This window comes from Collinsella sp. AF23-2, from assembly GCF_003459245.1.
Taxonomy (GTDB): Bacteria; Actinomycetota; Coriobacteriia; order Coriobacteriales; family Coriobacteriaceae; genus Collinsella.
Genome location: NZ_QRVG01000007.1, coordinates 41,441 through 66,885, shown reverse-complemented (window position 1 = coordinate 66,885; position 25,445 = coordinate 41,441). Strand labels below are relative to the sequence as shown.

23 protein-coding genes, 2 tRNA genes and 1 riboswitch are annotated in these 25,445 nt (G+C 60.4%); of the genes, 24 read left to right on the top strand and 1 reads right to left on the bottom strand.

The genetic code is table 11. The features are described from left to right. Positions 1-291: 291 nt before the first annotated feature. Positions 292-484: riboswitch (FMN riboswitch) on the top strand. A gap of 6 nt (positions 485-490) precedes the next feature. From DWY03_RS04620 to DWY03_RS04580, 9 genes are all read left to right on the top strand, one after another. Next, positions 491-1,081: an ECF transporter S component gene (locus DWY03_RS04620; RefSeq protein ID WP_055252299.1), complete on the top strand. Its 591-nt coding sequence runs from the start codon at positions 491-493 to the stop codon at positions 1,079-1,081. Further along, a complete protein-coding gene (locus DWY03_RS04615; RefSeq protein WP_117840015.1) occupies positions 1,078-2,982 on the top strand; it encodes an energy-coupling factor transporter ATPase in 1,905 nt (634 codons plus the stop codon). The genes DWY03_RS04620 and DWY03_RS04615 overlap by 4 nt, the downstream gene beginning before the upstream one ends. Then, positions 2,982-3,782, top strand: a complete 801-nt coding sequence (locus DWY03_RS04610; protein ID WP_117563814.1) for an energy-coupling factor transporter transmembrane protein EcfT — start codon at positions 2,982-2,984, stop codon at positions 3,780-3,782. Before DWY03_RS04615 ends, DWY03_RS04610 begins: the two co-directional genes overlap by 1 nt. Positions 3,783-3,812: 30 nt before the next feature. Then, positions 3,813-4,259: a pyridoxamine 5'-phosphate oxidase family protein gene (locus tag DWY03_RS04605; protein WP_117563813.1), complete on the top strand. Its 447-nt coding sequence runs from the start codon at positions 3,813-3,815 to the stop codon at positions 4,257-4,259. A gap of 51 nt (positions 4,260-4,310) precedes the next feature. Beyond that, positions 4,311-4,721, top strand: a complete 411-nt coding sequence (locus tag DWY03_RS04600) for a pyridoxamine 5'-phosphate oxidase family protein (RefSeq protein ID WP_117637582.1) — start codon at positions 4,311-4,313, stop codon at positions 4,719-4,721. Between the two features lie 257 nt (positions 4,722-4,978). Then, the gene (gene argC, locus DWY03_RS04595; protein ID WP_117774044.1) at positions 4,979-6,049 is read left to right on the top strand and encodes an N-acetyl-gamma-glutamyl-phosphate reductase; all 1,071 of its coding nucleotides are present in this window, start codon (positions 4,979-4,981) and stop codon (positions 6,047-6,049) included. A gap of 134 nt (positions 6,050-6,183) precedes the next feature. Continuing rightward, positions 6,184-7,452, top strand: coding sequence for a bifunctional glutamate N-acetyltransferase/amino-acid acetyltransferase ArgJ (gene argJ / locus DWY03_RS04590; RefSeq protein ID WP_117840014.1), 1,269 nt, complete (start codon positions 6,184-6,186; stop codon positions 7,450-7,452). An 81-nt stretch (positions 7,453-7,533) separates the two neighbouring features. After that, entirely contained in the window at positions 7,534-8,514 is a 981-nt protein-coding gene (argB, locus tag DWY03_RS04585; RefSeq protein WP_117648252.1) for an acetylglutamate kinase, read from the top strand. A gap of 69 nt (positions 8,515-8,583) precedes the next feature. Further along, positions 8,584-9,867 (top strand): aminotransferase class III-fold pyridoxal phosphate-dependent enzyme, encoded by a 1,284-nt coding sequence (locus DWY03_RS04580; RefSeq protein ID WP_117745772.1) that lies wholly within the window; start codon positions 8,584-8,586, stop codon positions 9,865-9,867. A 609-nt stretch (positions 9,868-10,476) separates the two neighbouring features. On the opposite strand, the gene DWY03_RS04575 is transcribed toward DWY03_RS04580, so the two are convergent. Further along, positions 10,477-10,552: transfer RNA gene (locus tag DWY03_RS04575), tRNA-Val, on the bottom strand. 187 nt (positions 10,553-10,739) lie between these two features. On the opposite strand from DWY03_RS04575, the gene asnB reads away from it, so the two are divergent. From asnB to DWY03_RS04500, 15 genes are all read left to right on the top strand, one after another. Next, on the top strand, positions 10,740-12,620 hold the full coding sequence (gene asnB, locus DWY03_RS04570) for an asparagine synthase (glutamine-hydrolyzing) (protein ID WP_117745773.1): 1,881 nt from the start codon (positions 10,740-10,742) through the stop codon (positions 12,618-12,620). Between the two features lie 111 nt (positions 12,621-12,731). Continuing rightward, positions 12,732-14,294, top strand: coding sequence for a Mur ligase family protein (locus DWY03_RS04565; protein ID WP_117774379.1), 1,563 nt, complete (start codon positions 12,732-12,734; stop codon positions 14,292-14,294). Between the two features lie 107 nt (positions 14,295-14,401). Continuing rightward, complete coding sequence (locus tag DWY03_RS04560; RefSeq protein WP_117774378.1) at positions 14,402-15,313, top strand: HAD family hydrolase; 912 nt, start codon at positions 14,402-14,404, stop codon at positions 15,311-15,313. 51 nt (positions 15,314-15,364) lie between these two features. Then, the gene (gene murI, locus DWY03_RS04555) at positions 15,365-16,249 is read left to right on the top strand and encodes a glutamate racemase (protein WP_117774377.1); all 885 of its coding nucleotides are present in this window, start codon (positions 15,365-15,367) and stop codon (positions 16,247-16,249) included. A gap of 54 nt (positions 16,250-16,303) precedes the next feature. Beyond that, entirely contained in the window at positions 16,304-17,029 is a 726-nt protein-coding gene (gene rph, locus DWY03_RS04550; protein WP_117774376.1) for a ribonuclease PH, read from the top strand. A gap of 143 nt (positions 17,030-17,172) precedes the next feature. After that, positions 17,173-17,814 carry an RdgB/HAM1 family non-canonical purine NTP pyrophosphatase gene (gene rdgB, locus DWY03_RS04545; protein ID WP_022094898.1) on the top strand — a complete coding sequence of 214 codons (642 nt, stop codon included), beginning with the start codon at positions 17,173-17,175 and terminating at the stop codon, positions 17,812-17,814. A gap of 3 nt (positions 17,815-17,817) precedes the next feature. Beyond that, complete coding sequence (gene dtd / locus DWY03_RS04540; protein ID WP_089572532.1) at positions 17,818-18,264, top strand: D-aminoacyl-tRNA deacylase; 447 nt, start codon at positions 17,818-17,820, stop codon at positions 18,262-18,264. Between the two features lie 114 nt (positions 18,265-18,378). After that, positions 18,379-18,675: a Veg family protein gene (locus DWY03_RS04535; protein ID WP_006234957.1), complete on the top strand. Its 297-nt coding sequence runs from the start codon at positions 18,379-18,381 to the stop codon at positions 18,673-18,675. A gap of 2 nt (positions 18,676-18,677) precedes the next feature. Further along, a complete protein-coding gene (gene ispE / locus DWY03_RS04530; RefSeq protein WP_117774375.1) occupies positions 18,678-19,574 on the top strand; it encodes a 4-(cytidine 5'-diphospho)-2-C-methyl-D-erythritol kinase in 897 nt (298 codons plus the stop codon). Between the two features lie 49 nt (positions 19,575-19,623). Next, positions 19,624-19,700 (top strand) — tRNA-Pro (locus tag DWY03_RS04525). Between the two features lie 112 nt (positions 19,701-19,812). Further along, positions 19,813-20,088, top strand: a complete 276-nt coding sequence (gene tatA, locus DWY03_RS04520) for a twin-arginine translocase TatA/TatE family subunit (protein WP_022094895.1) — start codon at positions 19,813-19,815, stop codon at positions 20,086-20,088. 106 nt (positions 20,089-20,194) lie between these two features. Continuing rightward, a complete protein-coding gene (gene greA / locus DWY03_RS04515) occupies positions 20,195-20,665 on the top strand; it encodes a transcription elongation factor GreA (protein WP_006234960.1) in 471 nt (156 codons plus the stop codon). 79 nt (positions 20,666-20,744) lie between these two features. Beyond that, positions 20,745-22,709, top strand: coding sequence for a lysine--tRNA ligase (lysS, locus tag DWY03_RS04510; protein WP_117840013.1), 1,965 nt, complete (start codon positions 20,745-20,747; stop codon positions 22,707-22,709). Between the two features lie 342 nt (positions 22,710-23,051). After that, on the top strand, positions 23,052-24,620 hold the full coding sequence (locus DWY03_RS04505; RefSeq protein ID WP_231500736.1) for a threonine/serine exporter ThrE family protein: 1,569 nt from the start codon (positions 23,052-23,054) through the stop codon (positions 24,618-24,620). A gap of 221 nt (positions 24,621-24,841) precedes the next feature. After that, on the top strand, positions 24,842-25,435 hold the full coding sequence (locus DWY03_RS04500) for a DUF2798 domain-containing protein (RefSeq protein WP_117840012.1): 594 nt from the start codon (positions 24,842-24,844) through the stop codon (positions 25,433-25,435). Positions 25,436-25,445: the final 10 nt, after the last annotated feature.

Genomic DNA, 25,445 nt, shown 5'->3' with positions numbered 1-25,445 from the left:
AAAGAGGCTCCGCATCGCGCTTCGCGCTGCGGAGCCTCTTTGCGTCCTGCGGAATATTCCGGAGAGAAGTCCCCGTCCCGCCCCCGGATTCCCTGCGTTTACGGCCTTGAGGTCGGCGGGCGTAGAAGGACGTGGTCGATAGGAGTACGTGTCCCTTCGCTGTTTCGCGCTTTGCGCGAAAGGCGCGTTACTTTGGGATGGGTGGGGAACGTGGTTGTTGCGGCAACTGGCCCTCGCCAGAAATTACCCCTGGCGTACTTGTACCTCTCTTCCCTCGTGCTACACTTGCAATTGCTGTTTCAGGGCGGGGTGGAATTCCCCACTGGCGGTAAATCGGGCGGTGCCAAAGGGGCGCCGTGGAGCAGGCGAGGCGTCTGCGACCGAGCCGATGAGTCCGCGACCCGTGCGTGTGTTGGTTCGCATGCCGGCTGAACTGGTGAGATCCCAGTGCCAACGGTTAGAGTCCGGATGAAAGAGGCAGGTGATCTTAATGTCTGAACAGTCGCAGCATATCCATTTTGAGAACACGAATAGGTGGAGCACCAAACAGCTCGTTACCATGGCGTTGATGTGCGCCTTGGGAGCGCTGTTTATGTATGTGCAGCTGCCCATCCTTCCCTCGGCACCGTTTTTGACGTATGACCCGTCGCTGGTGCCGGCGATGGTGTGCGGGTTTGCGTATGGCCCCGGTGCCGGTACTGCTGTTGCCGCCATGGCGATCGTTATCCATGCGCTCACTACGGGTGACTGGGTCGGCGCGCTTATGAATCTGGTTGCCACGCTGGGCTACATTCTGCCCGCGGCTATCGTCTACCAGAAGATGCATACCTATAAGGGTGCCGTGATTGGCCTGGTGCTCGGCGTTATTGCCGCTACGGCGTTGTCTATGGTCGCAAACCTTACCATTGGCGTATGGTTCTGGTATGGCTCGGTCGATGTGATCGCCCCGCTCATGATTCCTGCCGTGCTGCCGTTCAACCTTATCAAGACCGTGCTTAACTCGGTATTGACGCTTGCGGTGTACAAGGCGGTTTCCAACCTCATCACGCCTAAAAAGGACCAGGTCAAAGGCCGCGCATGATTGAGTGTCGGGGCGTTTCCTTTAGTTATGACGGTGCCGTGTCGGCACTCGACGGCGTCGATCTGAACATCGAGGACGGGGAGTTTTTCTGCATCCTCGGTGGCAATGGGTCGGGCAAGTCGACGTTTGCCAAGCATCTGAATGCGCTGTTGCAGCCCGATGCGGGCACGGTACGCATCAACGGCATGGATGCGTCCGACCCCGAGCTGGTCTACGACATTCGTTCGACCGCGGGCATGGTATTCCAGAATCCCGACGACCAGCTGGTGGCAACGCTTGTCGAAGATGACATTGCGTTTGGTCCCGAAAACCTAGGCGTGCCATCGGCGCAAATTGCGCAGCGCGTACGCGAGGCGCTGAAGGGCGTGGGCCTGGTGGGCTTTGAGCACCACGAGACCCATGCGCTTTCGGGCGGCCAAAAGCAGCGCGTGGCGCTTGCCGGCGTGCTTGCCATGGAACCGCGCGTGCTCATATTGGACGAGGCTTCCTCGATGCTTGATCCGCGTGGGCGCAAGGCCCTCATGAAGGCTTGCCGCGCGTTGCACGATCGCGGCATGACCATCGTGATGATTACGCACTTTATGGAAGAGGCCGCCGAGGCCGATCGTGTCGCGGTGTTTCGGGCGGGGCATGTTGCCATGCTGGGTACGCCCGAGGAGATTCTGACGCGGGCGAATGAACTCGCTCAGCTCAACCTGGATATGCCGGCGTCGTGCTGCTTAGGTAGGACACTTCGTGCGAAGGGCGTGCCCGTTTGCGCGCAGGTACGTGAGGCGGATATGGTCGCCGAGATTGCGCAGACTTATGCCGAGCGAAGTGGGGCAGGCACCGCGGGGCAGTCTTCCGCATCCCAGTTGGAAATCGCTGACGGCACTGTTCCGGTAGACAACGAGGGCAACGCGTCGGAGCCCGTCATAGAGCTATCCCATGTTTCGTACAGTTATTCGCTCAGTCCGCGCGAGCGCCGCCGCTGGCATAAGCGCTCGGCCACTGCGGGCAAATCGAGCAAACAGGCTCTCTGGGGAAACGACCCCAGCAGTCCGTGGGCGCTGCGCGATGTATCGCTGACGGTGCGTCGCGGCGAGTTCCTGGGGCTAGCAGGCCATACCGGCTCGGGTAAATCGACTCTGGTCCAGCATCTCAACGGGCTGATCCGTCCGCAGGAGGGAAGCATTTGCGCGCTGGGGCTCGACCTATCAAACAAGAAAGACGCCGCTGCGGTTAAGGCCAAGGTCGGCGTGGTGTTTCAGTATCCTGAGCGTCAGCTGTTTGCCGAAACCGTGGCGCAGGACGTGGCGTTTGGTCCGCACAACCTTGGCTTGCCGCAAGATGAAGTCGACCGTCGTGTCGAGTCATCGCTCTCGCGCGTGGGCCTCGATCTTTCCACGGTCGGCGACAAGAGCCCCTTTGAGCTTTCGGGCGGCCAGCAGCGTCGCGTGGCGTTTGCCGGCGTGCTCGCCATGGAACCTGAGGTGCTGGCGCTCGACGAGCCCATGGCAGGCCTCGATCCGGCTGCCCGCAGGGATTTCCTGGAGCTCATTGGCCGTTTACATGACGAAGGCCTGACCGTTGTCATGGTTTCGCACAGCATGGATGACCTGGCAAATTGTTGTGACCGTATCGTTGTGATGAACGAGGGCGCGGTGTTTGCCGAGGGAACGCCCGCTCAGGTTTTTGCGCATGCGGATGAGCTTAAATCAATCGGCTTGGGTGTTCCCGCCGCCCAGCGCATGGCGCTGGCGCTCGCGAAGGCAGGCGTGCCGCTGCGTTGCAGCGGGCTCTATACGGTTGAGTCGCTGGCCGACGAGCTGGCAGATTTGCTGATCGGTCGCTCAGACGGTCCTTCTAACGTCGCGGACATTGCTAAATCCAAGACGGTCGCGCGAGAGGAGGGCTGCTAATGGAGGCGTTTTCGTTTGGCAGCTACTATCCGAGCGATAGTGCGATCCATCGCCTGGATCCGCGCACCAAGCTGCTCCTGGGCTTTGTGTTTTTAATCACGACGCTGACCGTCGGCGGCTTCCGCGGACTGGCTCCTGTCGCAATTTTCGTCGTGCTGATCTATGCCGTGTCCCGGGTGCCGGCTCGTCGCGTTCTGTCGTCGATGGCGCCGCTGCTGGCAATCGTCGTCGTGGTCGCGGTGCTCAACTTGTTTACCGATCAGAGTGGGCGCATCCTGTGGCAGCTCGGCTTTCTGCAGATAAGCGAGGGCTCACTGCGTTCTGCCGCCTTTATGGCGTGTCGCCTGACCCTGATGATGGCCGGCATGAGCGCCATTACGCTCACCACGCCTACGCTCGACCTCACCGCGGGCTTTGAGCGTCTGCTCGCACCGTTTGCGCGCGTGGGGCTCCCTGCGCATGAGCTCGGCATGATCATGGGCATCGCGTTGCGCTTTATGCCGCAGTTTGCCACCGAGATGAAGCAGACGGCGGACGCGCAGGCAAGCCGCGGTGCACGCGTAACGGGTGGCCCGCTCGGCGGCGTGCGTATGCTCGGCAGTGTGGCGATTCCACTGTTCACGGGCGTGTTCCGTCATGCCGAGACGTTGTCTGCCGCCATGGATGCACGCTGCTATCACGGCGAGCAGGGCCGCACGCGTCTGCATGCGCTTGCATTTCGCCGCGGGGATGCGCTGGCTGCGGTTGTGACGATGCTGCTGTTTGCGTGTGTCATCGTCGTCAACCTTCAACTTGTTTAGGCGCGATTCGAGCGCAAGAAAGGGGTCCCTATGACCGACAACGACCGCACGGCTCAGCTTGAGCGCGCCTGTTCGTATCTCAGGCGCATTCCGGCGTGGTATCTGGCCACGACCGATGTGACCGACGGGCATCAGCCTCGCGTGAGGCCGTTTTCGTTTGCCATGGTCGATGACGGTAAGCTGTGGTTTTGCACGTCGCGCGACAAGGATGTGTGGGCGGAGCTGAGTGCGAATCCCAAGTTTGAGCTCTCGGGCTGGAAGCCGGGGGAATGTTGGATCGTGTTGACCGGCGAGGCCGCACTTGAGGACGACGCGGTTGCGAGCGACAAGGTGCGTCAAGCGGGTTTTAAGCACATGGTGGGCATCGGCGAGGAACACGAGAGTGCCAACGACGGCCGCCTTGCTTTCTTTTCGGTCCGCAACATTGCCGCGCGCTTCTGTGATATCGACGGCAGCGAGGAGCGCCTGGAGCTCTAGAGCGTCTCAAATTAACTACCCGTTCCGAATTAGCTAGCGCCAGGAGGACACATGGACGGATTGAATACGGTGTTGGAGTATCTGACGTCGGTGCCGGCATGGTATTTGGCGACGAGCGTTGACGGACAGCCTCATGTGCGTCCGTTTTCGTTTGCGCAGATCCAGGATGGCAAGCTGTGGTTTGTAACAGCGCGCACCAAAGATGTGTGGCAAGAGCTGCTGCAAAACCAGCGCTTTGAGGCCACGAGTTGGTGGCCGGGCCATGGCTGGCTCATCTTGCGCGGGCGTGCCGGCTTGGATGACCGGGCTTTAGGCGAAATGCGCGAAGCTGGGTGGAAGCATCTAGAGCGCCTGGGCGAGCACTATGAGGGGCCTAACGACCCCACGCTCGTCTTCTTTAGCGTCGAGGATCCCGAGGCTTTTATCTGCAATCACGACGAATGGGTGCCGGTCGAGCTCTAGCCAGCTGGCTCATCCTAACAACTTGGTTTTCGCATGGGCGGGCCCCGTATTGCCCGGCGCCGTTAGGAGCGCCGGTCAATACGGGGCCCGCTCCATTTGTCAATTCCTTCAAGCGAATGTGTCGGGAATGTTTCAATGCATGAATATGCAAGCCATTTACGTATTAATGCATCTTTTGGTGCTAAAGTTTCAACTCACTTCATAACGACCGCTGCGAAATGCGCATCGGTGCATAAATCGCAGACAAGGAGTCTGATATGTCTTTGAAGGTTGGAATCGTCGGCGCGGCTGGATATGCCGGAGCCGAGCTCATTCGCCTCGTCCTCGGTCATCCCGAGTTTGAACTTGCTGCCATTACGTCCAACGCCGATGCCGGCCAGCCGTTGTCTGCGGTGCACCCGAGCTTCACCGGCGTAAGCGATCTTGTCTTTACGACGCATGATGCCCCTGAGCTCAAGAACTGCGACGCGGTCTTTTTGGCCGTGCCGCACACGGCTGCCATGGCACAGGTGCCCGCGCTGCTTGCATCGGGCGTCTCCTGCTTTGATCTTTCGGCCGACTACCGTCTGAACGACGCGTCCGTTTTTGAGGCTTGGTATGCCGCCGAGCATACGAGCCCCGAGCTGCTCAAGACCCGTGCCTTCGGTCTGCCCGAGCTGTTCTGCCAGGACTTGGAGACCGCCGCATCCGACCATGCCGACGGCAAACCCGTGCTGGTCGCCTGCGCCGGTTGCTATCCCACCGCAACGAGCCTTGCCGCCGCGCCCGCCGTGCGCGCGGGCTGGGTGGCCGAGAACGGCCCCGTGATTGTCGATGCCATCAGCGGTGTGACGGGTGCCGGCAAGTCCTGCAACGCTCGTACGCATTTTTGCAGCGCCGACGAGAATTTGGAAGCATACGGCGTGGGCAAGCATCGCCACACGCCCGAAATCGAGCAGATCTTGGGCCTGACCGATCGCGTCGTCTTTACCCCGCACCTGGCACCGCTCAAGCGTGGTCTGCTCTCCACGGTGACGCTGCCGCTCGCGCCGCAGGCTCTCGACACGTTGGCTCTTGAGGATGTTGTCGACTATTACAAGCAGTTCTACGCTGGACGCACCTTTGTGCGCGTGCTCGACGCCGGCCAGCAGCCCAAGACGGCTTCGGTCGTCGGCACCAACGCCGCCCAGATTGGCCTCGCGCTCAACAAGCGCGCGGGCGTGCTGGTGGCGACGGGCGCCATCGACAATCTGTGCAAGGGCGCTGCGGGCCAAGCAGTCCAATGCGCCAATATCGTCTTTGGCTTTGACGAGCGACGAGGCTTGCCCACAGTGGCGTGCCCGGTGTAGCACATTCGATTGTTAACGATTTGGTAGTCGGGCATCGAGTGGGGCGCCACTCTTAAGCTGGTCTCATGATCACGACTGGCATGGCGCACCAACCGATGTCCGTTTTTTGTTTGATATAAGGAGTCGTAAGGACGATGAATACAGAGCAGTTCGATATCAAGATTCGTGCCGTCGAGGGTGGCATTACGGTAGCGGCCGGCTTTAAGGCCGCGGGTATTCATGCGGGTTTTCGCAAGAATCCCGAGCGCTTGGATTACGCGCTCGTCGTGCCCGATAAACCCTGTCCCGGTGCCGGCGTGTTTACGACCAATCGCTTTTGCGCAGCGCCTGTGCAGGTGAGCCGCGCCAACCTGGGCGGTGTGGGCAAGGGCTATGGCATCATCGCCGGCGTTTCAATCAACTCCGGCAACGCGAATGCCGCCACGGGCGAGACGGGCCTTGCCTGCGCGCGCGAGACGTGCAACATCGCCTCGCAGGTCATCGGCTGCGAGCCCCAGCAGATTCTGGTTGCCTCCACGGGTGTGATTGGCCAGATTCTGTCGATCGACACGTTTGAGACCGCCATTCCTGCTGCCTACGAGGCGCTCTCCGCCCACGGTGGCGCCGATGCCGCTCGCGCCATCATGACGACCGACACGCACTCCAAGGAGTACGCCGTATCCTACGTCAGTGAGGCTGCGGGTCATGCGGGCAATGTCTATACGGTAGGCGGAATGTGCAAGGGCTCGGGTATGATCATGCCCAACATGGCCACCATGATCGCAGTTATCACCACCGATGCCCCCGTCGAGCCTGCGGCACTTCATGCCCTGCTGCTCTCGACCGTCAAGCAGACCTTTAACAAGGTAACGGTCGATTCCGACACCTCGACCAACGACACCTGCATCATGCTTGCCTCCGGCGCCGCTGCCGCAGATGCCGAGCCTATCGTCGAGGGCTCCGATGCCTTTGACGAGTTGGCATTTGCCGTGCACGAGGTGTGCGAGAGCCTGGCGCGCAATATCGCCGCCGATGGTGAGGGCGCATCTAAGCTTGTTACGGTCAACGTTACCGGCGCCGTGAACGACGAGGAGGCCGATATCGCCGCCCGTGCCGTTGCCAACTCGCCGCTCGTTAAGACCTGCATCGCCGGCCACGACTGCAACTGGGGCCGCGTTGCTATGGCGCTTGGCAAGTGCGGCGTGAAGTTTAATCAGGAAGACGTTTCCATCGACATGATGGGCATGCCTGTCTGTCGCGATGGTCTGACTGTTCCCTTTGACGAGGACGAGGCTCTACGACGTTTCGAGGCGCCCGAGATCGTGATCTCGGCCGACCTGGGCGCAGGCGACGCGGCAACGACCGTGTGGACCTGCGACCTCACGCATGAGTACATCTCCATTAACGGCGACTACCGTTCCTAGATTCCAGGCACGCTGCGCATCTTGCCGCGATTGCGGACAGCGGAGCACGGCGCGATAACGATACGAAAGACGAGGCAGATTATGAAATTCGCACGCGATTGTCGTTCGAACGAATCCAACGAAGCAACCGCGCAGCTGCTGTTCGAAGCGCTGCCGTGGATTAAGAACCTGACCGGTAAGACGGTTGTTATCAAATATGGCGGAGCCGCCATGGTTGATGAGCAGCTGCGCCGCGACGTGATGAGCGACATCGTGCTGCTCAAGATCATCGGCATGCGCCCTGTTATCGTGCACGGTGGCGGCAAGGCCATCAACGAGGCGCTGAGCCACTACGACATCCCCGTCGAGTTTAAGAACGGCCAGCGCGTGACCACGCCGGCGACTATGGATATCGTGCGCGAGGTGCTGGGCGGCAAGGTTAACCAGGAGCTGGTTGCCGCCATCAACCACCACGGCAACCTGGCCGTGGGCGTGTCGGGCAGCGATGCTGGCACGCTCATCGCCGAGCCGCTCGACCCCGAGCTCGGTCGCGTGGGCAAAGTGACGCACGTTAACACCGACTATATCGAGCGCTTACTCGATAGCGAGTACATCCCCGTTATCGCTACCGTCGCGGCGGGGGAGGACGGCGGTTTCTTCAACATCAACGCCGATACCGCCGCCGGTGCCGTTGCGGCAGCGCTCCACGCGCACAAGGCGATCTTTTTGACCGACGTCGACGGCCTGTACAAGGACTTTAGCGATAAAGACTCACTCATCTCCAACCTAACACTCGACGAGGTTAACGAAATGCTCTACGGCGGCGAGGTCGATAAGGGCATGATTCCCAAGCTGCGCGCGGCCGTCGATGCGCTTGCCGGCGGCGTATTTCGCGCTCACATCATCAACGGCACCACGCCGCATTCGCTGCTGCTGGAGCTGCTGACCGATGCCGGCGTCGGTACCGTGATCCATTCCACCGAGACGGCTTACGAGTTCGATACGCATCCGCATCCGCTTTCGACGTTTGCTGCGCGTCTGACCGAGAATCTTGACGAGGTCGAGAAGCTTCAGACGGTCTAGCTGACCCTCAGCCGCCCCATTCCTACACCCATAGGCCTGCGCCGTCCGGCGCTCAACGAAAGGCATCCCATGTCACTTGCAGCTCAGCAATCGCTTGAATCCCATTACGTTATGCATACCTTTGGCCGCTCTCCGGTCGAGTTTGTCGAGGGTCACGGCATGAAGCTCACCGGCGACGATGGCCGTGAGTACCTCGACTTTCTTGCCGGCATCGGCGTGTGCAGCCTAGGTCATGGCGACCCGGCTGTGCTCTCGGCGCTCGAGGCACAGACCAAAAAGCTCATGCATGTCTCCAATTACTTCTACATTGAGCAGCGCGGACAGGTCGCGGCGCTGCTGTCCAAGCTTGCTAACGACGACGTAGATGGTGCGCGCGTGCTTGCCGATGCCATTGCCGCCGGCGATGAGACCACGGCAGCTGCTCTTGGTGCCCCGGCTGCGGATGAGCAGGTTTGGGAGACCTTCTTTGCCAACTCTGGCGCCGAGGCCAACGAGGGCTCGATGAAGCTCGCGCGCCTGTACGCCAAGCGTGCCGGTAATGGCGGCAACACCATCGTGTGCATGCGCGGCGGCTTCCACGGCCGTACGCTCGAGACCATTGCCGCCACCATGCAGGATTGGCTGCAGGACAGCTTCCGCCCGCTGCCGGGTGGCTTTGTGGCCTGCACGCCCAACGATGTGGATGAGCTGCGTGCGATCTTTAAGCAGCTGGGGAGCGAAATTTGTGCCGTGATGCTCGAGCCGATCCAGGGTGAGAGCGGTGTGCATCCCATGACCGAGGAGTTTATGGCTACGGCGCGCGACCTGGCACACGAAGTGGGCGCCGTGCTTATCGCCGACGAGGTCCAGTGCGGCATCTTCCGCTCCGGCAAGCCGTTTGCGTTCCAGACCTATGGCGTGGAGCCCGACATCATGAGCCTTGCCAAGGGCATTGCTGATGGCGTGCCCATGGGTGCCGTCGTGGCGAAGAAGGAGATTGCCGACGTGTTTAAGCCGGGCGACCACGGCTCGACCTTTGGTGGTAGCTGCTTGGCCATCGCGGCGTGTGCCGCGACGCTCTCCGCGCTTGTGCGTGGCGATTATGCCGAGCATGCTGCCAAGGTGGGTGCCTATATGGAGGCAAAGCTCGCCAAGCTGCCGCACGTGACCGAGGTACGTGGTCGCGGCTTGATGCTCGGCTGTGATTTGGATGATGCCGCGGGCGACGCGCATGGTGTTGTTGCCCGCGCGCTGGCCGCCGGTGCCGTGATCAACGCTACGGGTGCGCATACGCTGCGTTTCCTGCCGCCACTCGTCTGCGAGGAAGCCGACGTGGACAGTCTGATCGAGATCCTGTCGGGTGTTTTGGGCTAACGCGGCGCAATAACTCAATTTGGACCGAGTTCCGGACTGCGGACGTGCCCTATGCGGCATGATTCAGCGGTCTGGAGCCCGTTTTGCCTTAGATTTGCTAAGGCAGGGAGACCTGCTGGTCAAAAAACATCAAATATGAGTACTGTTACCGATTTGGTAGCAGCAATTTTGGACTAATAAGGCCAGATGGCAAGTCGAAATGGCGATGAATACACGATTTTGATCTGACTGTTAGTCCTTATAATGGACATATGTTGCGTAACCTAAGCAAACACTATCTGTTTATATGTTGCAAGCAAAGTAGCAGTACTCATTTTTGCCATTATTTGGCCACGGCCTTTGTGACAGATGTGCTGGCGGGTTCGAATCCCATGCGCTGGGCCCAAAAAAGAAAGGCTCCCATTGCTGGGAGCCTATCAAATCAGTGGTGGGCGATGAGGGATGTCGCGTGCGGCTGACGCCGCCCGCTTTCGCTTCGGGCCTACGGCCCTCGCGTGCTGCGCTGGAAAACGCTTCGCGTTTCCTCAGCTCCGCACCCTTTCGGGTTCGAATCCCATGCGCTGGGCCCAAACAAAAACGGTCCCCTTGCGAGGACCGTTTCCAATTCAATGGTGGGCGATGAGGGATTCGAACCCCCAGCCTTGTGCGTGTAAAGCACCTGCGCTAACCGTTGCGCCAATCGCCCGTGCGGAGAGAGTATAGCAAAACAATCGCCCCATTCACCTCATATCCATTAAAGGTAACCGGCGCGTGTCACAGCGGAGCTGATTCAGTTGAGATTGCCTGAACATTCCGCCCCTCTTTACGCCCTCGGGTATACTCAAAAGCTACTGATTCGATTTGATGCCCAGCAACAGCAGAGGGGATAGTATATGTGCGGTTTTGTCGGTTTTGTCGGTGGGACGGATAACCAATCCGAGGTGCTCACCAAGATGATGGACCGCATCGTCCATCGCGGTCCCGACATGGGCGGTCAGTTTATCGACGGCCGCGTTGCCCTGGGCTTCCGCCGCCTGTCGATCCTCGACCTGACCGAGGCCGGCGCTCAGCCCATGGCCAATGAGGACGGCAGCGTCGTCATTGTCTTCAACGGCGAGATCTACAACTTCCAAGAACTCCGTTCCGAGCTCGAGGCCAAGGGCTACAAGTTCCACTGCGGCGCCGACACCGAGAGCCTCCTGCACGGCTACGAGGAGTGGGGCGAGGCCGTACTCGATCGTCTGCGCGGTATGTACGCCTTCGTCATCTGGGACAAAAAGAAGAACAAGCTTTTTGGCGCCCGCGACATCTTTGGCATCAAGCCGCTCTACTACTATCCCATGGCCGATGCGGGCGACGGCGCTCCGGGCGTGCTCTTTGGTTCCGAGATCAAGAGCTTCCTGGACTACCCGCACTTCCACAAGGCGGTCAACAAAAAGGCTCTGCGTCCGTACATGACGCTGCAGTATTCGGCGACTGAGGAGACCTTCTTCGAGGGTGTCTACAAGCTGCCGCCGGCGCACTACTTTACCGTCGATATCCCGACCGGCAAGATGAACATCGAGCGCTACTGGGATTGCGATTACTCTGCCGTCGAGAAGCCGTTCGAAGAGTATGTCGATGAGCTGGACGAGGTCGTGCACGAGAGTGTCGAGGCCCATCGCATCGCCGACGTCAAGGTCGCGTCGTTCCTCTCCGGTGGCGTCGACTCCAGCTACATCGCCGCTTGCCTCATGCCCGACAAGACCTTCTCGGTGGGCTTTGACTACAAGAACTTCAACGAGACCAACTACGCCAAGGAACTTTCCGATAAGCTCGGCGTCGAGAACGTTCGCAAGATGATTACCGCCGACGAGTTCTTCGGTGCGCTCGAGGACATCCAGTATCACATGGACGAGCCGCAGTCCAACCTGTCTTCCGTGCCGCTGTGGTTCTTGGCCGAGATGGCCCGCAAGGACGTTACCGTCGTGCTTTCGGGCGAAGGCGCCGACGAGCTCTTTGGCGGCTACGCCTACTACGAGGACACGGTCCCGGTGCGCAAGTACAAAAAGATGGTGCCGCTGCCCATCCGTCGCGCGCTCGGTAACCTGGCGCTGCATATGCCGTACTTCAAGGGACATAACTTCCTGGTCAAGGGTGCCGAGATCCCCGAGAAGTCGTTCCTGGGACAGGCTCTGGTATGGCCGGAGCGCGAGGTCGACGGCGTGCTCAAGCCCGAGTACAACACCGGCGATGGCGCCTTTGAGCTCGCTGCACCCATCTACGCACGCGTGAAGGGTCAGCCCGAACTGGTCAAGAAGCAGTACCTGGACATGAACATGTGGCTCCCGGGCGACATTCTGCTCAAGGCCGACAAGATGTGCATGGCGCACTCGCTGGAGCTGCGCGTGCCCTTCCTGGACCGCAAAGTCATGGAGTTCGCCGAGCACATTCCCGATCGCTACCGCATCAACGAGAACGGCAACAAGCAGGTACTCCGCCACGCTGCCAACAAGTCGCTGCCCGATGAGTGGGCCACCCGTCCCAAGGTGGGCTTCCCGGTGCCGATTGTCTACTGGCTGCGCGAGCAAAAGTGGTACGACTATGTCAAGGAGTACTTCACCGCGCCGTGGGCAAGCGAGTTCTTCAATACCGACGAGCTCATGCACCTGCTCGATCTGCACTTTGCGGGCAAGGGCGATTTCCAGCGCAAGATCTATACGCCGCTCGTGTTCCTAGTGTGGTACAAGCGCTTCTTTATCGACGAGGACCAGCCCGCTGTTCAGGCTGCCTAGCCTCGGCTTACGAACGCCTGCGCGTAACGGCTCCTCCGGGAGCCGTTTTTGCGTGGGTGCGTTTCAGTTACTATAAAACCGTCCCTGCCAAATGGCTGAGAAAGGTGAAAGATGCACCATTCGGATTCCGCGACCGTGACCACGGTCGATACGCTTGCCAAGCTTCTCGATGTGTGCGGCGAGCTGCGCGCATCAGAGCAGGTTGACGAGCGCGCCGTGACCGGCTGCTCGTTTGATTCGCGCGCGGTCTCGGCAGGTGACGTATTCTTTTGCAAAGGTGCTGCCTTTAAGCCCGCGTTTTTGAGCATGGCGCTCGATGCGGGCGCCGTCGCATTTGTGTGCGAGGAGTCGCTGGTCGAGTCTCTGGAGCCGCTGGCGCAGGAGAGCGGTGCTGCGATGCTGGTTGTTGATAGTGTTCGCACGGCCATGGCCCTGTTGCCGCCGGAGGTCTACGACCGTCCCGACCACGACGTCAAGATCGTGGGCATCACCGGCACCAAGGGAAAGACCACGGCCGCTTTTATGCTCCAGTCCATCATCAAGGCGGCGGGCGAGTCCTGCGGCATGATCGGCTCGGTGAGTACCGACGATGGTATCGAGTGCTACGAGAGCACCAACACCACGCCCGAGGCCCCCGAGGTTTGGCGCCATATCGCCAACTGCCGCACGTCCGGTCGCCAGTCCATGGTCATGGAGGTCTCGAGCCAGGCGCTCAAGTACCAACGCGTCGAGAATCTGCCGTTTGACGTGGCGTGCTTCCTCAACATCGGCCGCGACCACATCTCGCCGATCGAACACCCCACGTTTGAGGATTATTTTGAGAGCAAGCTTAGGATCTTTGACCAGGCAAAGACCGCCGTGGTGAATCTGGGCACCGATGAGGTTGACCGTGTGCTAGAGGCAGCGTCGACGGCCGAGCGCTTGGTGACCGTTGGCGTCGAGCATCCCGAGGCAAGCCTGTGGGCGAGCGATGTCCGCATGCTCGGCTTTAACATCGAGTTCAACTTGCACGGCATGAGCGCCGACGAGCCCGAGGCGGGGGAGAAGGTCCTGCTGGGTATCGCGGGCGACTTTAACGTGGAAAACGCGCTGGTCGCTATCGCCGCTGCGCGCGAGATCGGCATCGGTATCGAGGCTATCAAGAAGGGCCTCTCCAAACTGCGTGTGCCGGGCCGCATGGAGGTCGTGGAGTCGAAGGACGGCCGCGTGATCTGCGTCGTTGACTATGCGCACAACCAGCTTTCGTTCCGTTCGCTTTTCTCGTCGGTCAAGCGCGCGTTTCCCGCTAGCCCCGTCATTGCGCTGTTTGGCGCCGCCGGCGGCAAGGCGCAGGAGCGCCGCGAGCAATTGCCACGCGAGGCCGCACCGTATTCCGACCTGATGATCTTTACGAACGAGGATCCAGCTCACGAGGACCCGATGAAGGTCTGTCGCGAGCTTGCCGAGCATGTTCCCGACGATACGCCGAACAAGATCATCCTCGACCGCGAAGCCGCTGTGCATGCGGCGTTCAAGGCGGCGCGCGAGGAGTACGTCAACCCCGATGCTCCCACCATTGTCTTGCTGCTGGCAAAGGGTGACGAGGAGCTCATGCACGTGGGCGACGAGTTCGTGCCCATCGAGAGCGACCTTTCGCTGGCCAATCGCCTGATCGATGTTACCCAGTTTGACTAATGAACCATGATGGCGGCGGCGCCCTGAGTGCGCTGTCGCCATAAGCGTGTTCCCTCAATCAAAACATGCCGTCCAAGTCCAAACCCTTCTACGTAAACGGAGTAACCATGTCCCACAACACCTTGCCGACCGTTGCCGAGCTTTCGGGCGAGATGCGCGAGCGCTTGGCCAAGGTCAAGTACGTCTTTACCGACCTGGATGCCACGATGCTCGCGCCCGGCTCGTGCGTGCTGCGCGACAACGACGACAACCCCTCGACCAAACTCGTCGAGGCCGTCGTGGCGCTCGCTCGCGCTGGCATTCAGGTGGTTCCCACCTCGGGCCGCAACCGTACCATGATCCACGAGGACGCGCGCGTGCTCGGCCTCAACTCCTACATTGGTGAGATGGGCGGCCTGGTCATGTACGACCTCAAAGCCAACGATTGGGAGTATCTGACTGGCGACATGCCTTACGACCCCGCCTGCGGCCTTACTCCGCACCAGGTGATCGAGCAGACCGGCGTGTGCGAGAAGATTCTTGCCCGCTGGCCGCACAAGATCGAGTATCACAACGACATGTCGACCGGCTACAAGTACCGCGAGGTCACCGTCGGCATGCGCGGCGATGTGCCCGACAATGAGGTCCAGGCCATCCTGGACGAGGCCGGCTGCGGCCTGGTGTGGGCCTGTAACGGTCACCTGACGCATCTGTCCAAGCCGACGACGCTCGAGCTCGATCGCGTCGAGGACGGTCGCGCGTTTAACATCAATCCCGCCGGCCTCAACAAGGGCGTTGCCATCGCGCGCTTCTGCGAGCACCTGGGGATCGAGCGCGAGGAGACGCTCGCGCTCGGCGATTCCGAGTCCGACTTCTACATGGCCGATCACGTGGGCACGTTCTGCCTGGTCGAGAATGGCCTGACGAGCGCCGGTGCGCCCGAGTTCCTGGCTGCTTGCGAGAACGCTTTCGTTACGCGCGGCAAAATTGTCGACGGTTGGGCGGCGACGGCAGAGCTGCTGGTCGCGGCGCGTTCGTAGCGCGGCGTCGCCGCACTTGGACATGTCTTTTCGAGAGAGACTGGTGAGGTAATGTCCGATATCGAGAATCCGACAGGCGACACGCGCCCGATTGGCGTGTTCGATTCTGGTTTGGGCGGTCTGACGGTTGCGCGCGCCATCGCGACGGTGCTGCCGCGCGAGTCCGTCTACTACTTCGGCGACACCAAACGCTGCCCCTACGGCACGCGCACCGAGGATGAGGTGCGCTCGTTTGCGTTGCAGGCGGGCCGTTGGCTGTCGAAGCACGACGTCAAGATTATGGTCATCGCCTGCAACACGGCGACAGCTGCGGCCTTGCGTCTGGCCCAGCAGGTGCTCGACGTTCCCGTGATCGGCGTGATCGCGCCGGGTGCCCGTGCGGCAATCAACAGCACCCGCACGCGTCGCGTGGGCGTGCTCGCCACCAACCTCACCATTCGCTCGGGCGCTTACACGCGCGCCATTCAGGACCTAGATGCCGGCGTCGACGTATACGGCTGCCCCGCCTCGAGCTTTGTCGAGGTTGTCGAACACGAGCTCGCCTCGGGTGCGCATCTGCAAGAGCAGTGGCTTGAGAACGAGGACATCTTCGATACGCCTGCCGTGCGTGCGCTGGTGGGTGCCACGGTTGAGCCACTGCGCGACCACGGTATCGATACCGTGGTGCTCGGCTGTACGCATTTTCCGCTGTTGGTGGGACCTATCCGCCATGCGCTGGGGCCTGGGGTACGCGTCGTGAGTTCCGCCGAGGAGACCACGCGCGAGCTGACCGATATCCTCACGCGCCGCGAGCAGCTGGCGGGCGTCGCCGCCGAGCCGCAGCATCGTTTTGCCACGACGGCCGATAACATTGCCGAGTTTGCGGTGGCGGGCAGCTTTATCTTTGGTCAGCCGCTCAAGAGCATTGAGCATATCGATATCGATGAGCTGAAATAGATGTAAGGCCGCCGTCAGAGCCTTCGCCACACCTTTTGCCGAAAGGATTTTTCTATGGAGTACATGCAGGTCAACCGCGCCAACGGTCGCGCCGCCAACGAGTTGCGCCCCGTTAAGCTCACCCGTGGCGTCATGAAGCACGCCCACGGCTCGTGTTTTGCCGAGTTCGGTGACACGCGCGTGTTGTGCGCCGCCACAATCGAGGAGGGCGTGCCGGGCTGGCGAAAGGGAGCTAAGGTCGGCTGGGTGACCGCGGAATACGCCATGCTGCCGGCGTCGACCGGCAAGCGCTGCAAGCGCGAGCACGCCAACCGCAAGGGTCGCTCCATGGAGATCGAGCGCCTCATTGGCCGCAGCCTGCGTACCGTCGTCAACATGAAGGCGCTCGGCGAGTACACCGTCACCGTCGACTGCGATGTGATTCAGGCCGATGGCGGCACGCGTACAGCGAGCATCACCGGCGCCTGGGTGGCGCTGCACGACGCCCTCGCCATGTGGGTCGAGGCGGGCAAGATCGAGCGCATCCCGCTTACCGGCCAGGTGGCTGCAATCTCCATGGGCGTTGTCGACGGCAATACGCTGCTTGACCTCGATTATTCCGAGGACAGCCATGCCGAAGTCGACATGAACCTCGTCGCCACCGACACCGGTGAGATGATCGAGCTCCAGGGCACTGGCGAGCAGGCGCCCTTTGACCGTAAGCGCCTCAACGCCCTGCTCGACCTGGGCGACAAAGGCATCGCCGAGCTCATCGAGCTTCAGCGCCAAGCCATCGCCTAACCTGCCAAAAAGGGACAGGTTTATTTTGGCAGGTTTTATCTGGGAAAACGTCGAAGTATAAGACTGCCGTTGATTGAGAGGGGAGAGGCGGAGGCCCTCGTCGCCCTCGGCGCGGCATTGCTATAGAGACAAGGAGACCACTCATGGCACTTGAGAAGATCGACATCGACACCCTCGACCCGGCGGCGACCATTGTCGTGGCAACGGGCAACGCCCATAAGCTCACCGAGATCGAGGCCATTTTAGGCAAGGTCATGCCCGAGGTTCGCTTTGTGGCGCTCGGCCAGCTGGGCGATTTTGAGGACCCCGAGGAAAACGGCACGACGTTTTTGGAGAACGCCATCATCAAGGCGCAGGCTGCCGTCGAAGAGACGGGGCTCATGGCCATCGCCGACGATTCTGGCTTGGTCGTCGACGCGCTTGACGGCGAGCCGGGCGTGTATAGCGCGCGCTATGCGGGCGTGCACGGAGACGATGCCGCCAACAACGCCAAGCTTCTCGTTAACCTGGAAGGCGTGGCGGACGAGGACCGCACCGCGCGCTTTATGAGCGTCGTTGCGCTTATCGACACGGATGGTCTGGTCACCTATGGCGAGGGCGCCTGCGAGGGCGTTATCGCACACGAGGGCCGCGGCGATCACGGCTTTGGCTATGACCCGCTGTTCCTGCCGGTCGACACGCCGGGCAAGACCATGGCCGAGCTGACGGCGGACGAGAAGAACGCCATCAGCCATCGTTTCCACGCGCTCGAGCATCTGTCCGCCAAACTGACGGGCGAGGAGTAGGCCGTGCGTGCGGTGGTGCAGCGCGTACTCAACGCCGGCGTGACGGTCGACGGCGAGTGCGTGGGCAAAATTGGGCGCGGCTATCTGGTGCTGCTGGGCGTGGGCCACGGCGACACGCGCGCCGAGGCCGATAAGCTGTGGGGCAAGCTCCGCGGCTTGCGCATTAACGAGGACGAGAACGGCAAGACCAACCTGGCACTTGCCGATGTCGACGGCGAGGTTCTCGTAGTGTCGCAGTTCACGCTGTTCGCCGATTGCCGTCACGGCCGCCGCCCATCGTTTACGGATGCCGGCGCCCCCGATGTCGCCAACGAGCTCTACGAGTACTTCCTGACGCTCGTTCGTCAAGATGTCGAACACGTGGCGCATGGCATCTTTGGCGCCGATATGAAAGTCGACCTCGTCAACGACGGCCCATTCACCATCGTCCTCGATACCGACAATCTGTAAGTAGCCAAATTAGCTACTTGCGCGTGGTCGCAACAGGGTGCTATAGTATTAGAGTTTTGTCTATCTTAGGGGTATTATCCCCTTTTTGAATTGCACCTTCTGGAGGCCCTGTTCATGGAAGAGATGGAAGTCAATCACGTCGACGACATCCACGAGAAGCTGACCGATATGGTGGGCGATCGCGTCAAGGTGAAGGCCAACATGGGCCGCACCCGCGTCGTCGAGCGCATGGGCACCATCAAGAGCGTCCACCCCGCCGTCTTTATCGTCGAGGTTGACGAACGTCGCGGCCGCAAGTCGCGTCAGTCCTACCAGTATATCGATGTCCTCACCGGGCAGGTCGAGCTGTTCGACCCCGAGAGCGGTGAGCACATTTTTACCCCGCTCGGCAATCAGCTCGAGGAGCACTAACGGTGACCGATCGGTCCCTGACTCTTTCCGCGCCGGCAAAGATTAACCTCTACCTGGGGGTTCATACCGAGCGCGATGACCGCGGCTACCACAGGGTCGATTCCCTGATGGCAGCCGTCGGTCTTTCCGATTCCGTGACGGTCGCGCCGGCGCAGGCGCTGACCGTCCAGACGGTTCCGGCATCAGATTTTCCCATGCAAAAGAATACGGCGTATCGGGCTGCGGTTGCTATGGCCGAGCATTATGGTTGCGAGGCAAACATCTGCGTGACGATTGAGAAGCGCATTCCATTGTGCGCCGGCTTGGGCGGCCCCTCGACGGACGCGGCCGCGGTCATTGTCGCCTTGGCGGAGCTCTGGGGAATTGATCGCACCGACCCCGCGCTCGACGACATTGCGCGGGGTATTGGTGCTGACGTCCCGTTCTTTTTGCACGCGAGCCTTGCGTTCTACGTAGGTGGGGGAGACGTGCTGGCAACTGAGTATCCCGCGCTGCCCGCAACGCCCGTCGTGTTGGTCAAGCCGCGCGAGGCAAGCGTTTCAACAATTGAAGCCTATCGACGTTTTGACGAGGCTCCGGTGCCTGCAGACAAGCCCGGCGCGATAGCTTCTGCCTTGCATGCTGGTGATGCCGAGACGGCATATGCGCTCATCCATAACAACCTAGGTGTCATTTCCGCACAGATGGAGCCGCAGATTCAAACGGTTCTCGATTGGCTGCGTAAACAGGACGGCACCGTTGCTGTAGATGTGTGCGGATCGGGTGCCTGCTCATTTGCCATTTGCGACACCGCCGCCACGGCCGAAAGGCTTGCCGACGCTGCCCTGCAAAACGGCTGGTGGTCCTGCGCGACGGAGCTCATTCCCAACACGGTTCGCATCGAAGTGCCAAAGAAGTAAAAATTTCTCTAGCACACGACGGAAATCTTTGTTACTATAGTCGAGCTAACGGGTTGTGGCTCAGTTTGGTAGAGCACTGCGTTCGGGACGCAGGGGTCGCTGGTTCAAATCCAGTCAACCCGACCAGAGCATGAGGAGGGACCGCTTCTTGCGGTCCCTTTTTTTAGCTATTGTTGTGATACCGCGATACCCGCGGTATACTCATTCGAGCTTGTCTCGCTGTATTGTGGAGGTCTACATGTTTGGACTGAGGGCTCCTGAGCTCATCATTATTCTCGTCGTTGTCCTGATTATCTTCGGGCCCAAGAACCTGCCGAAGCTCGGCAAGTCCCTCGGCTCTACCGTCAAGAATATCCGCGAGGGTATGGAGGGCGACGATAAGGCCGAGACCAAGCAGGCCGAGGAGGTCGTGGTCGAGCAGTCCGAGGAGGACAAGGAGATCGCTGAGCTCGAGGCCAAGCTCGCTGCTGCCAAGAAGAAGCAGGCAGAGGACAGCGACGCGGACGCAGAGTAGTCCCATCCCTTTGGGGTGAGCACCTGACCGGCTTGCCCGCAGGCTAGCCGGTCTTTTTCGTTTTGTTGACAGTTGATTGTTTGATCAGAGTTGGGGAGATATCCGTATGGACGCAAGCCAGATCGTACTGACCGCTGAGGGCCGCCAGAAGCTCGTCGAGGAGCTCGCTTGGCGTGAGGGCGATTACGCCAAGGAGATCGTCGAGGACATCAAGGAAGCCCGCGCGTTCGGCGACCTTTCGGAGAACTCCGAGTACGATGCCGCCAAGGACAAGCAGGCCCAGAACGCCGCTCGTATTGCCGAGATCCAGGCCATCCTTGCCAACGCTCAGGTTGCTGCCACCACAGGTGATCTGACCGTCTCCATCGGTTCCACCGTTTCTCTGATTGATCCCAACGGTGAGGTCATGGAAGTCACGCTCGTCGGTACCACCGAGACCAACTCGCTCGAGCACAAGATTTCCAACGAGTCTCCGGTCGGCCACGCCATCATCGGTCACGGCGAGGGCGACTCCGTCGAGGTCGTTACGCCTTCCGGCAAGACTCGCGTCTACACCATCGCCAAGATTGCACGCTAGACCACGGTCCCGCGTAAAGGTATGTTTTCGCTCCCTGGGACCGAATCCTGGGGAGCGTTTTAGTTTGAGGAGCTAACTTATGGCAGAGAACCAGAACGCCGCAGATCAGGCATCGACGCTCAACGACGAGCGCGCCACCCGCCTGGCCAAGCGCGCCGCCCTGTTCGAGGCGGGCCAGAACCCCTATCCCGAGCACTCTGAGCTTGAGGACTACGTTGCCGATATCGAGGCTAAGTACGCCGAGCTTGCCGATGGCGAGGACACCGAGGACGTCGTGAAGATCGCCGGCCGCGTGGTCGCCAAGCGCGGTCAGGGCAAGATCATGTTCATCGTCGTGCGCGATGCGACTGCCGAGATTCAGCTGTTCTGCCGCATCAACGACATGGACGAGGCTGCATGGAATACGCTCAAGTCCCTCGACCTGGGCGACATCCTGGGCGTGACCGGCGTGGTTGTGCGCACCCAGCGCGGCCAGCTCTCCGTTGCCCCTAAGAGCGCGACCCTGCTTGCCAAGGCCGTTCGTCCGCTGCCCGAGAAGTTCCACGGTCTTTCCGACAAGGAGACCCGTTATCGTCAGCGCTACGTCGACCTGATCGCCAACGACGATGTCCGCGAGACCTTCCGCAAGCGTTCGCAGATTCTCTCCACCTTCCGCCGCTTCATGGAGTCCGACGGCTACATGGAAGTCGAGACCCCCATCCTGCAGACTATCCAGGGCGGCGCCACGGCTAAGCCGTTCATCACGCACTTCAACGCGCTCGACCAGGAGTGCTATCTGCGCATTGCTACCGAGCTGCATCTCAAGCGCTGCATCGTCGGCGGCTTTGAGCGCGTGTTCGAGATTGGCCGCATCTTCCGCAACGAGGGCATGGACCTCACCCACAACCCCGAGTTCACCACGATGGAGGCCTACCGTGCCTTCTCCGATCTCGAGGGCATGAAGGCGCTTGCCCAGGGCGTCATCAAGGCTGCCAACAAGGCCATCGGCAACCCCGAGGTCATCGAGTACCAGGGCCAGACCATCGATCTTTCCGGTGAGTGGGCAAGCCGCCCCATGACTGATATTGTCTCTGACGTGCTCGGCAAGAAAGTCACCATCGACACGCCGGTCGAGGAGCTTGCTGCCGCCGCGCGCGAGAAGGGCCTGGAGATCAAGCCCGAGTGGACTGCTGGCAAGATCATCGCCGAGATTTACGATGAGCTGGGCGAGGACACCATCGTCAACCCGACCTTCGTGTGCGATTACCCCATCGAGGTCAGCCCGCTTGCCAAGCGTTTTGAGGACGACCCGCGTCTGACGCACCGCTTTGAGCTGGTTATCGCCGGTCACGAGTACGCTAACGCGTTCTCCGAGCTCAACGACCCGGTCGACCAGGCCGAGCGCTTTGCCGCTCAGATGGCCGAGAAGGCTGGCGGTGACGACGAGGCCATGGAGTACGACGAGGACTACGTGCGCGCCCTCGAGTACGGCATGCCTCCCGCGGGCGGCATCGGCATCGGTATCGACCGCGTGGTCATGCTGCTCACCAACCAGGCCTCCATCCGCGACGTCCTGCTGTTCCCGCACATGAAGCCCGAGAAGGGTTTCCAGTCCGGTGCTGCTGCCGCCAAGGCCGCCGAGGCCGGCAACGCCTCGAGCCCGTTCGTCAAATCGCTCAAGCCTACGCTCGATTACTCTAAGATCGCCGTCGAGCCGCTGTTCGAGGAGTTTGTCGACTTTGATACCTTCTCCAAGAGCGATTTCCGCGCCGTGAAGGTCAAGGCGTGCGAAGCCGTCAAGAAGTCCAAGAAGCTGCTGAACTTTACGCTCGACGACGGTACCGGTACCGACCGCACCATCCTTTCCGGCATCCATGAATACTATGAGCCCGAGGACTTGGTCGGCAAGACCCTGCTCGCCATCACCAACCTTCCTCCGCGCAAGATGATGGGCATTCCCAGCTGCGGCATGCTGATCAGCGCTATTCACGAGGAGGAGGGCGAGGAGCGCCTCAATCTGATTCAGCTCGACGCTTCCATCCCCGCCGGCGCAAAGATGTGCTAACTAGTTACGCGGTTCTACGAACCGCGTAACGGCTCGACGCTGCGCGCCGCCCAGGGCGACAATTTGTCATTCAAAAGGTAAGGCATGACCAGAAGGTCTATGTCTTGCCTTTTTCATGCCAACTTGTTCGCCCTGGACGTCGCTCGCTGTCCGTCCTCTACCTGCGGCGTTGCCTTGGTTGGCACTTAGGGACGTTCTTAAACGACTAGCCATTCAAGAACGTCCCCAACGACTACCTAACGGCTATTGCGTACATGACTCACATGACAGTTGTCTCTTTTATGTTTCCTTTAGCCGTCGCTGCCTAGGATGGGAGTTAGTCGGCAGGAAGGGAGCGTCTGTATGGACGATGCGAGCGAGCGCGCGATCGAAGAGGACATGCTCGATCAGTTCAATTACTTTGATGATGAGGACGAGGAGCTGATCGACCGTCGCGAGCCAGCGCCGCTTGATTCCTTTGATCTGGTCGATGAAGAGGCTGATGAGGTTGAGGATGAATCGACGGAACCCCCACAGCCTTCGCGCCTTGACTCACTGCCTTCGAGAGCCCCCATGCACCACGGTGTCCGTGCCGGCGCGCTCCATATGAAAACTGACTGGCGCCAGATCGTGACCGCGGGCGATGAGCTTGCCGTCGATGCGCCACTTACCGACAAATCATCCATCATCTGCCGCACCGGTATGCTTATGCTCGCGAGCGGAACGGGTGCCTGGCGTGTACGCGATACCATGAACCGCGTCGCCGCCGTACTCGGTGTCACCATCCACGTTGACTTAAGTCTCCTGTCGTTTGAGTGCACCTGCATCGAAGGCGGCCACTGCTTTAACGAGGTCGTCAGCCTGCCAACAACGGGCGTCAACACTCATCGCATTTGGATGATGGAGAGCTTCCTAAAGGAAATCGAGACTTATGGGCGCCGGTTTACCGTGCATGAGTATCACGAGATGCTCAAGACCGTTGAGAGTTCAAAACCTGATTACGCGCCTTGGCAACAGGGCCTTGCGGCGGCCTGCGCCTGTGGCGCCTTTGTCTTTTTACTTGGTGGCGGTCCCATTGAGATGGCATGTGCGTTCGTGGGCGCGGGCGTCGGCAACTTTGCCCGTTCTCATATCCTCAAGCAGGGCCTCGGCCAGTTTAGCGCGTTGACGATTGGCGTCGCGCTGGCCTGTATCTCGTATTTACTGGCGTTGCTCGGCCTTGGCCAGGTCATTCCGGGGGCAATGTCGCACCAAGAAGGCTATATCGGCGCCATGCTCTTTGTCATCCCCGGCTTTCCCCTCATTACGGCAGGCCTCGACATCGCAAAGCTCGATATGCGAAGCGGCATCGAGCGTCTTTCGTATGCTGTGTCAATTATTGTGATGGCGACCCTCGTAGGCTGGATGGTTGCCGAGTGTGTGGGACTGGCGCCGGATGACTTCGCCCCGCTCGGCCTCTCACCGTTGGCTCTTACGCTCTTGCGCATACTGATGAGCTTTATCGGTGTATTTGGCTTCTCGGTTATGTTCAACAGTCCGATAAAGATGGCCGCGGCGGCTGGGCTCATCGGTGCCGTGTCTAATACCTTGCGCCTTACGCTCGTCGATGCGCCGACGCTGTTTCCCTTTCTGGGCCTGAGTGCAGGCATGCCTCCCGAGGCGGCGGCGTTTATCGGCGCGCTGGTGTCGGGACTGCTTGCGAGCCTGGCCGAAATCAAGCTCACGTACCCGCGCATCGCCCTCACGGTGCCATCGATTGTCATCATGGTGCCGGGACTGTATCTGTATCGCTCGATGTACTACATGTGCACGTTTGACACGGTTAATATGCTTGGCTGGTTTGTGCGTGCGGTGCTCATCGTGGCGTTCCTTCCCGTCGGCCTGAGCGTAGCGAGAACTCTCACCGATCCCCGCTGGCGCCACACCAGCTAATTGGTGCAAGGGGGACAGGTTACTTTGCACCAATACGCCGAGCATCTCCACAAACTCAACGCTTACGAAGCGCGTGTTGTTCGTGTTAGGGTAGTTCCACCACATAAGCAGTCGCAGACGCACGTACCGCGGGCGGGCGAGATGAAGTCCCAGTAACTCCATCTCGCCTGCCCGTTTTTTTGCACGCGCCGCGGCGTAACACAGAAAGGATTTCGCCCTTTATGCCTATCAACAAACGAGAGAGCCTGCTGTTCACCTTTATCATGTGTTTTTGTATGGTGCTCTGGATGAGCATCTACAACGTTGCCCTGCAGCATGGGGCCATCAACGGCGAGGTTGTTGCCGCTGCATGGCTTGGCTTCCCCGTTGCCTACGTCTTTGCCATGTGCTGCGACTGGTTTATCGCCAGCCCGCCAGCCAAAGGCTTCGCCTTCAAGTTCCTGGTTACTCCGGGCAAGAGCTCGCCGCTCGCTATGACGCTCGCCGTCAGCTCCTGCATGGTCGTCCCCATGGTCATCATCATGTCGCTCTACGGCGCCTGCGAGGGCCTGTTCCATATGCCCGGCGGCCCGCTTGCCAATTTGCAGGCGCTGCCGATGATGTGGCTCGTCAACATTCCGCGCAACTTTATCATGGCCCTGCCCTGGAACCTGCTGGTGGCCGGTCCGGTTGCCCGGTTTGTCTTCCGTCGCGCCTTCCCCATGGGCACGGTCTTTGCCGAGCCGCACATGGAGCTCGTGCACATGCCGGGTGCTCCCGCTGCCGAGGAGGTTGCCAACATTTCCGAGGGCATGGACGTCGAGCCTGCCTGCTAGGCAACGCTCA

Coding starts and splice junctions, on each gene's coding strand:
- lysS (WP_117840013.1), top strand. CDS start 20,745: ATGGCAGAGAACCAGAACGCCGCAGATCAGGCATCGACGCTCAACGAC.
- DWY03_RS04605 (WP_117563813.1), top strand. CDS start 3,813: ATGACCGACAACGACCGCACGGCTCAGCTTGAGCGCGCCTGTTCGTAT.
- greA (WP_006234960.1), top strand. CDS start 20,195: ATGGACGCAAGCCAGATCGTACTGACCGCTGAGGGCCGCCAGAAGCTC.
- DWY03_RS04615 (WP_117840015.1), top strand. CDS start 1,078: ATGATTGAGTGTCGGGGCGTTTCCTTTAGTTATGACGGTGCCGTGTCG.
- murI (WP_117774377.1), top strand. CDS start 15,365: ATGTCCGATATCGAGAATCCGACAGGCGACACGCGCCCGATTGGCGTG.
- DWY03_RS04560 (WP_117774378.1), top strand. CDS start 14,402: ATGTCCCACAACACCTTGCCGACCGTTGCCGAGCTTTCGGGCGAGATG.
- DWY03_RS04580 (WP_117745772.1), top strand. CDS start 8,584: ATGTCACTTGCAGCTCAGCAATCGCTTGAATCCCATTACGTTATGCAT.
- rph (WP_117774376.1), top strand. CDS start 16,304: ATGGAGTACATGCAGGTCAACCGCGCCAACGGTCGCGCCGCCAACGAG.
- DWY03_RS04535 (WP_006234957.1), top strand. CDS start 18,379: ATGGAAGAGATGGAAGTCAATCACGTCGACGACATCCACGAGAAGCTG.
- tatA (WP_022094895.1), top strand. CDS start 19,813: ATGTTTGGACTGAGGGCTCCTGAGCTCATCATTATTCTCGTCGTTGTC.
- rdgB (WP_022094898.1), top strand. CDS start 17,173: ATGGCACTTGAGAAGATCGACATCGACACCCTCGACCCGGCGGCGACC.
- DWY03_RS04505 (WP_231500736.1), top strand. CDS start 23,052: ATGGACGATGCGAGCGAGCGCGCGATCGAAGAGGACATGCTCGATCAG.
- DWY03_RS04500 (WP_117840012.1), top strand. CDS start 24,842: ATGCCTATCAACAAACGAGAGAGCCTGCTGTTCACCTTTATCATGTGT.
- argJ (WP_117840014.1), top strand. CDS start 6,184: ATGAATACAGAGCAGTTCGATATCAAGATTCGTGCCGTCGAGGGTGGC.
- argC (WP_117774044.1), top strand. CDS start 4,979: ATGTCTTTGAAGGTTGGAATCGTCGGCGCGGCTGGATATGCCGGAGCC.
- DWY03_RS04610 (WP_117563814.1), top strand. CDS start 2,982: ATGGAGGCGTTTTCGTTTGGCAGCTACTATCCGAGCGATAGTGCGATC.
- asnB (WP_117745773.1), top strand. CDS start 10,740: ATGTGCGGTTTTGTCGGTTTTGTCGGTGGGACGGATAACCAATCCGAG.
- DWY03_RS04565 (WP_117774379.1), top strand. CDS start 12,732: ATGCACCATTCGGATTCCGCGACCGTGACCACGGTCGATACGCTTGCC.
- DWY03_RS04600 (WP_117637582.1), top strand. CDS start 4,311: ATGGACGGATTGAATACGGTGTTGGAGTATCTGACGTCGGTGCCGGCA.
- argB (WP_117648252.1), top strand. CDS start 7,534: ATGAAATTCGCACGCGATTGTCGTTCGAACGAATCCAACGAAGCAACC.
- DWY03_RS04620 (WP_055252299.1), top strand. CDS start 491: ATGTCTGAACAGTCGCAGCATATCCATTTTGAGAACACGAATAGGTGG.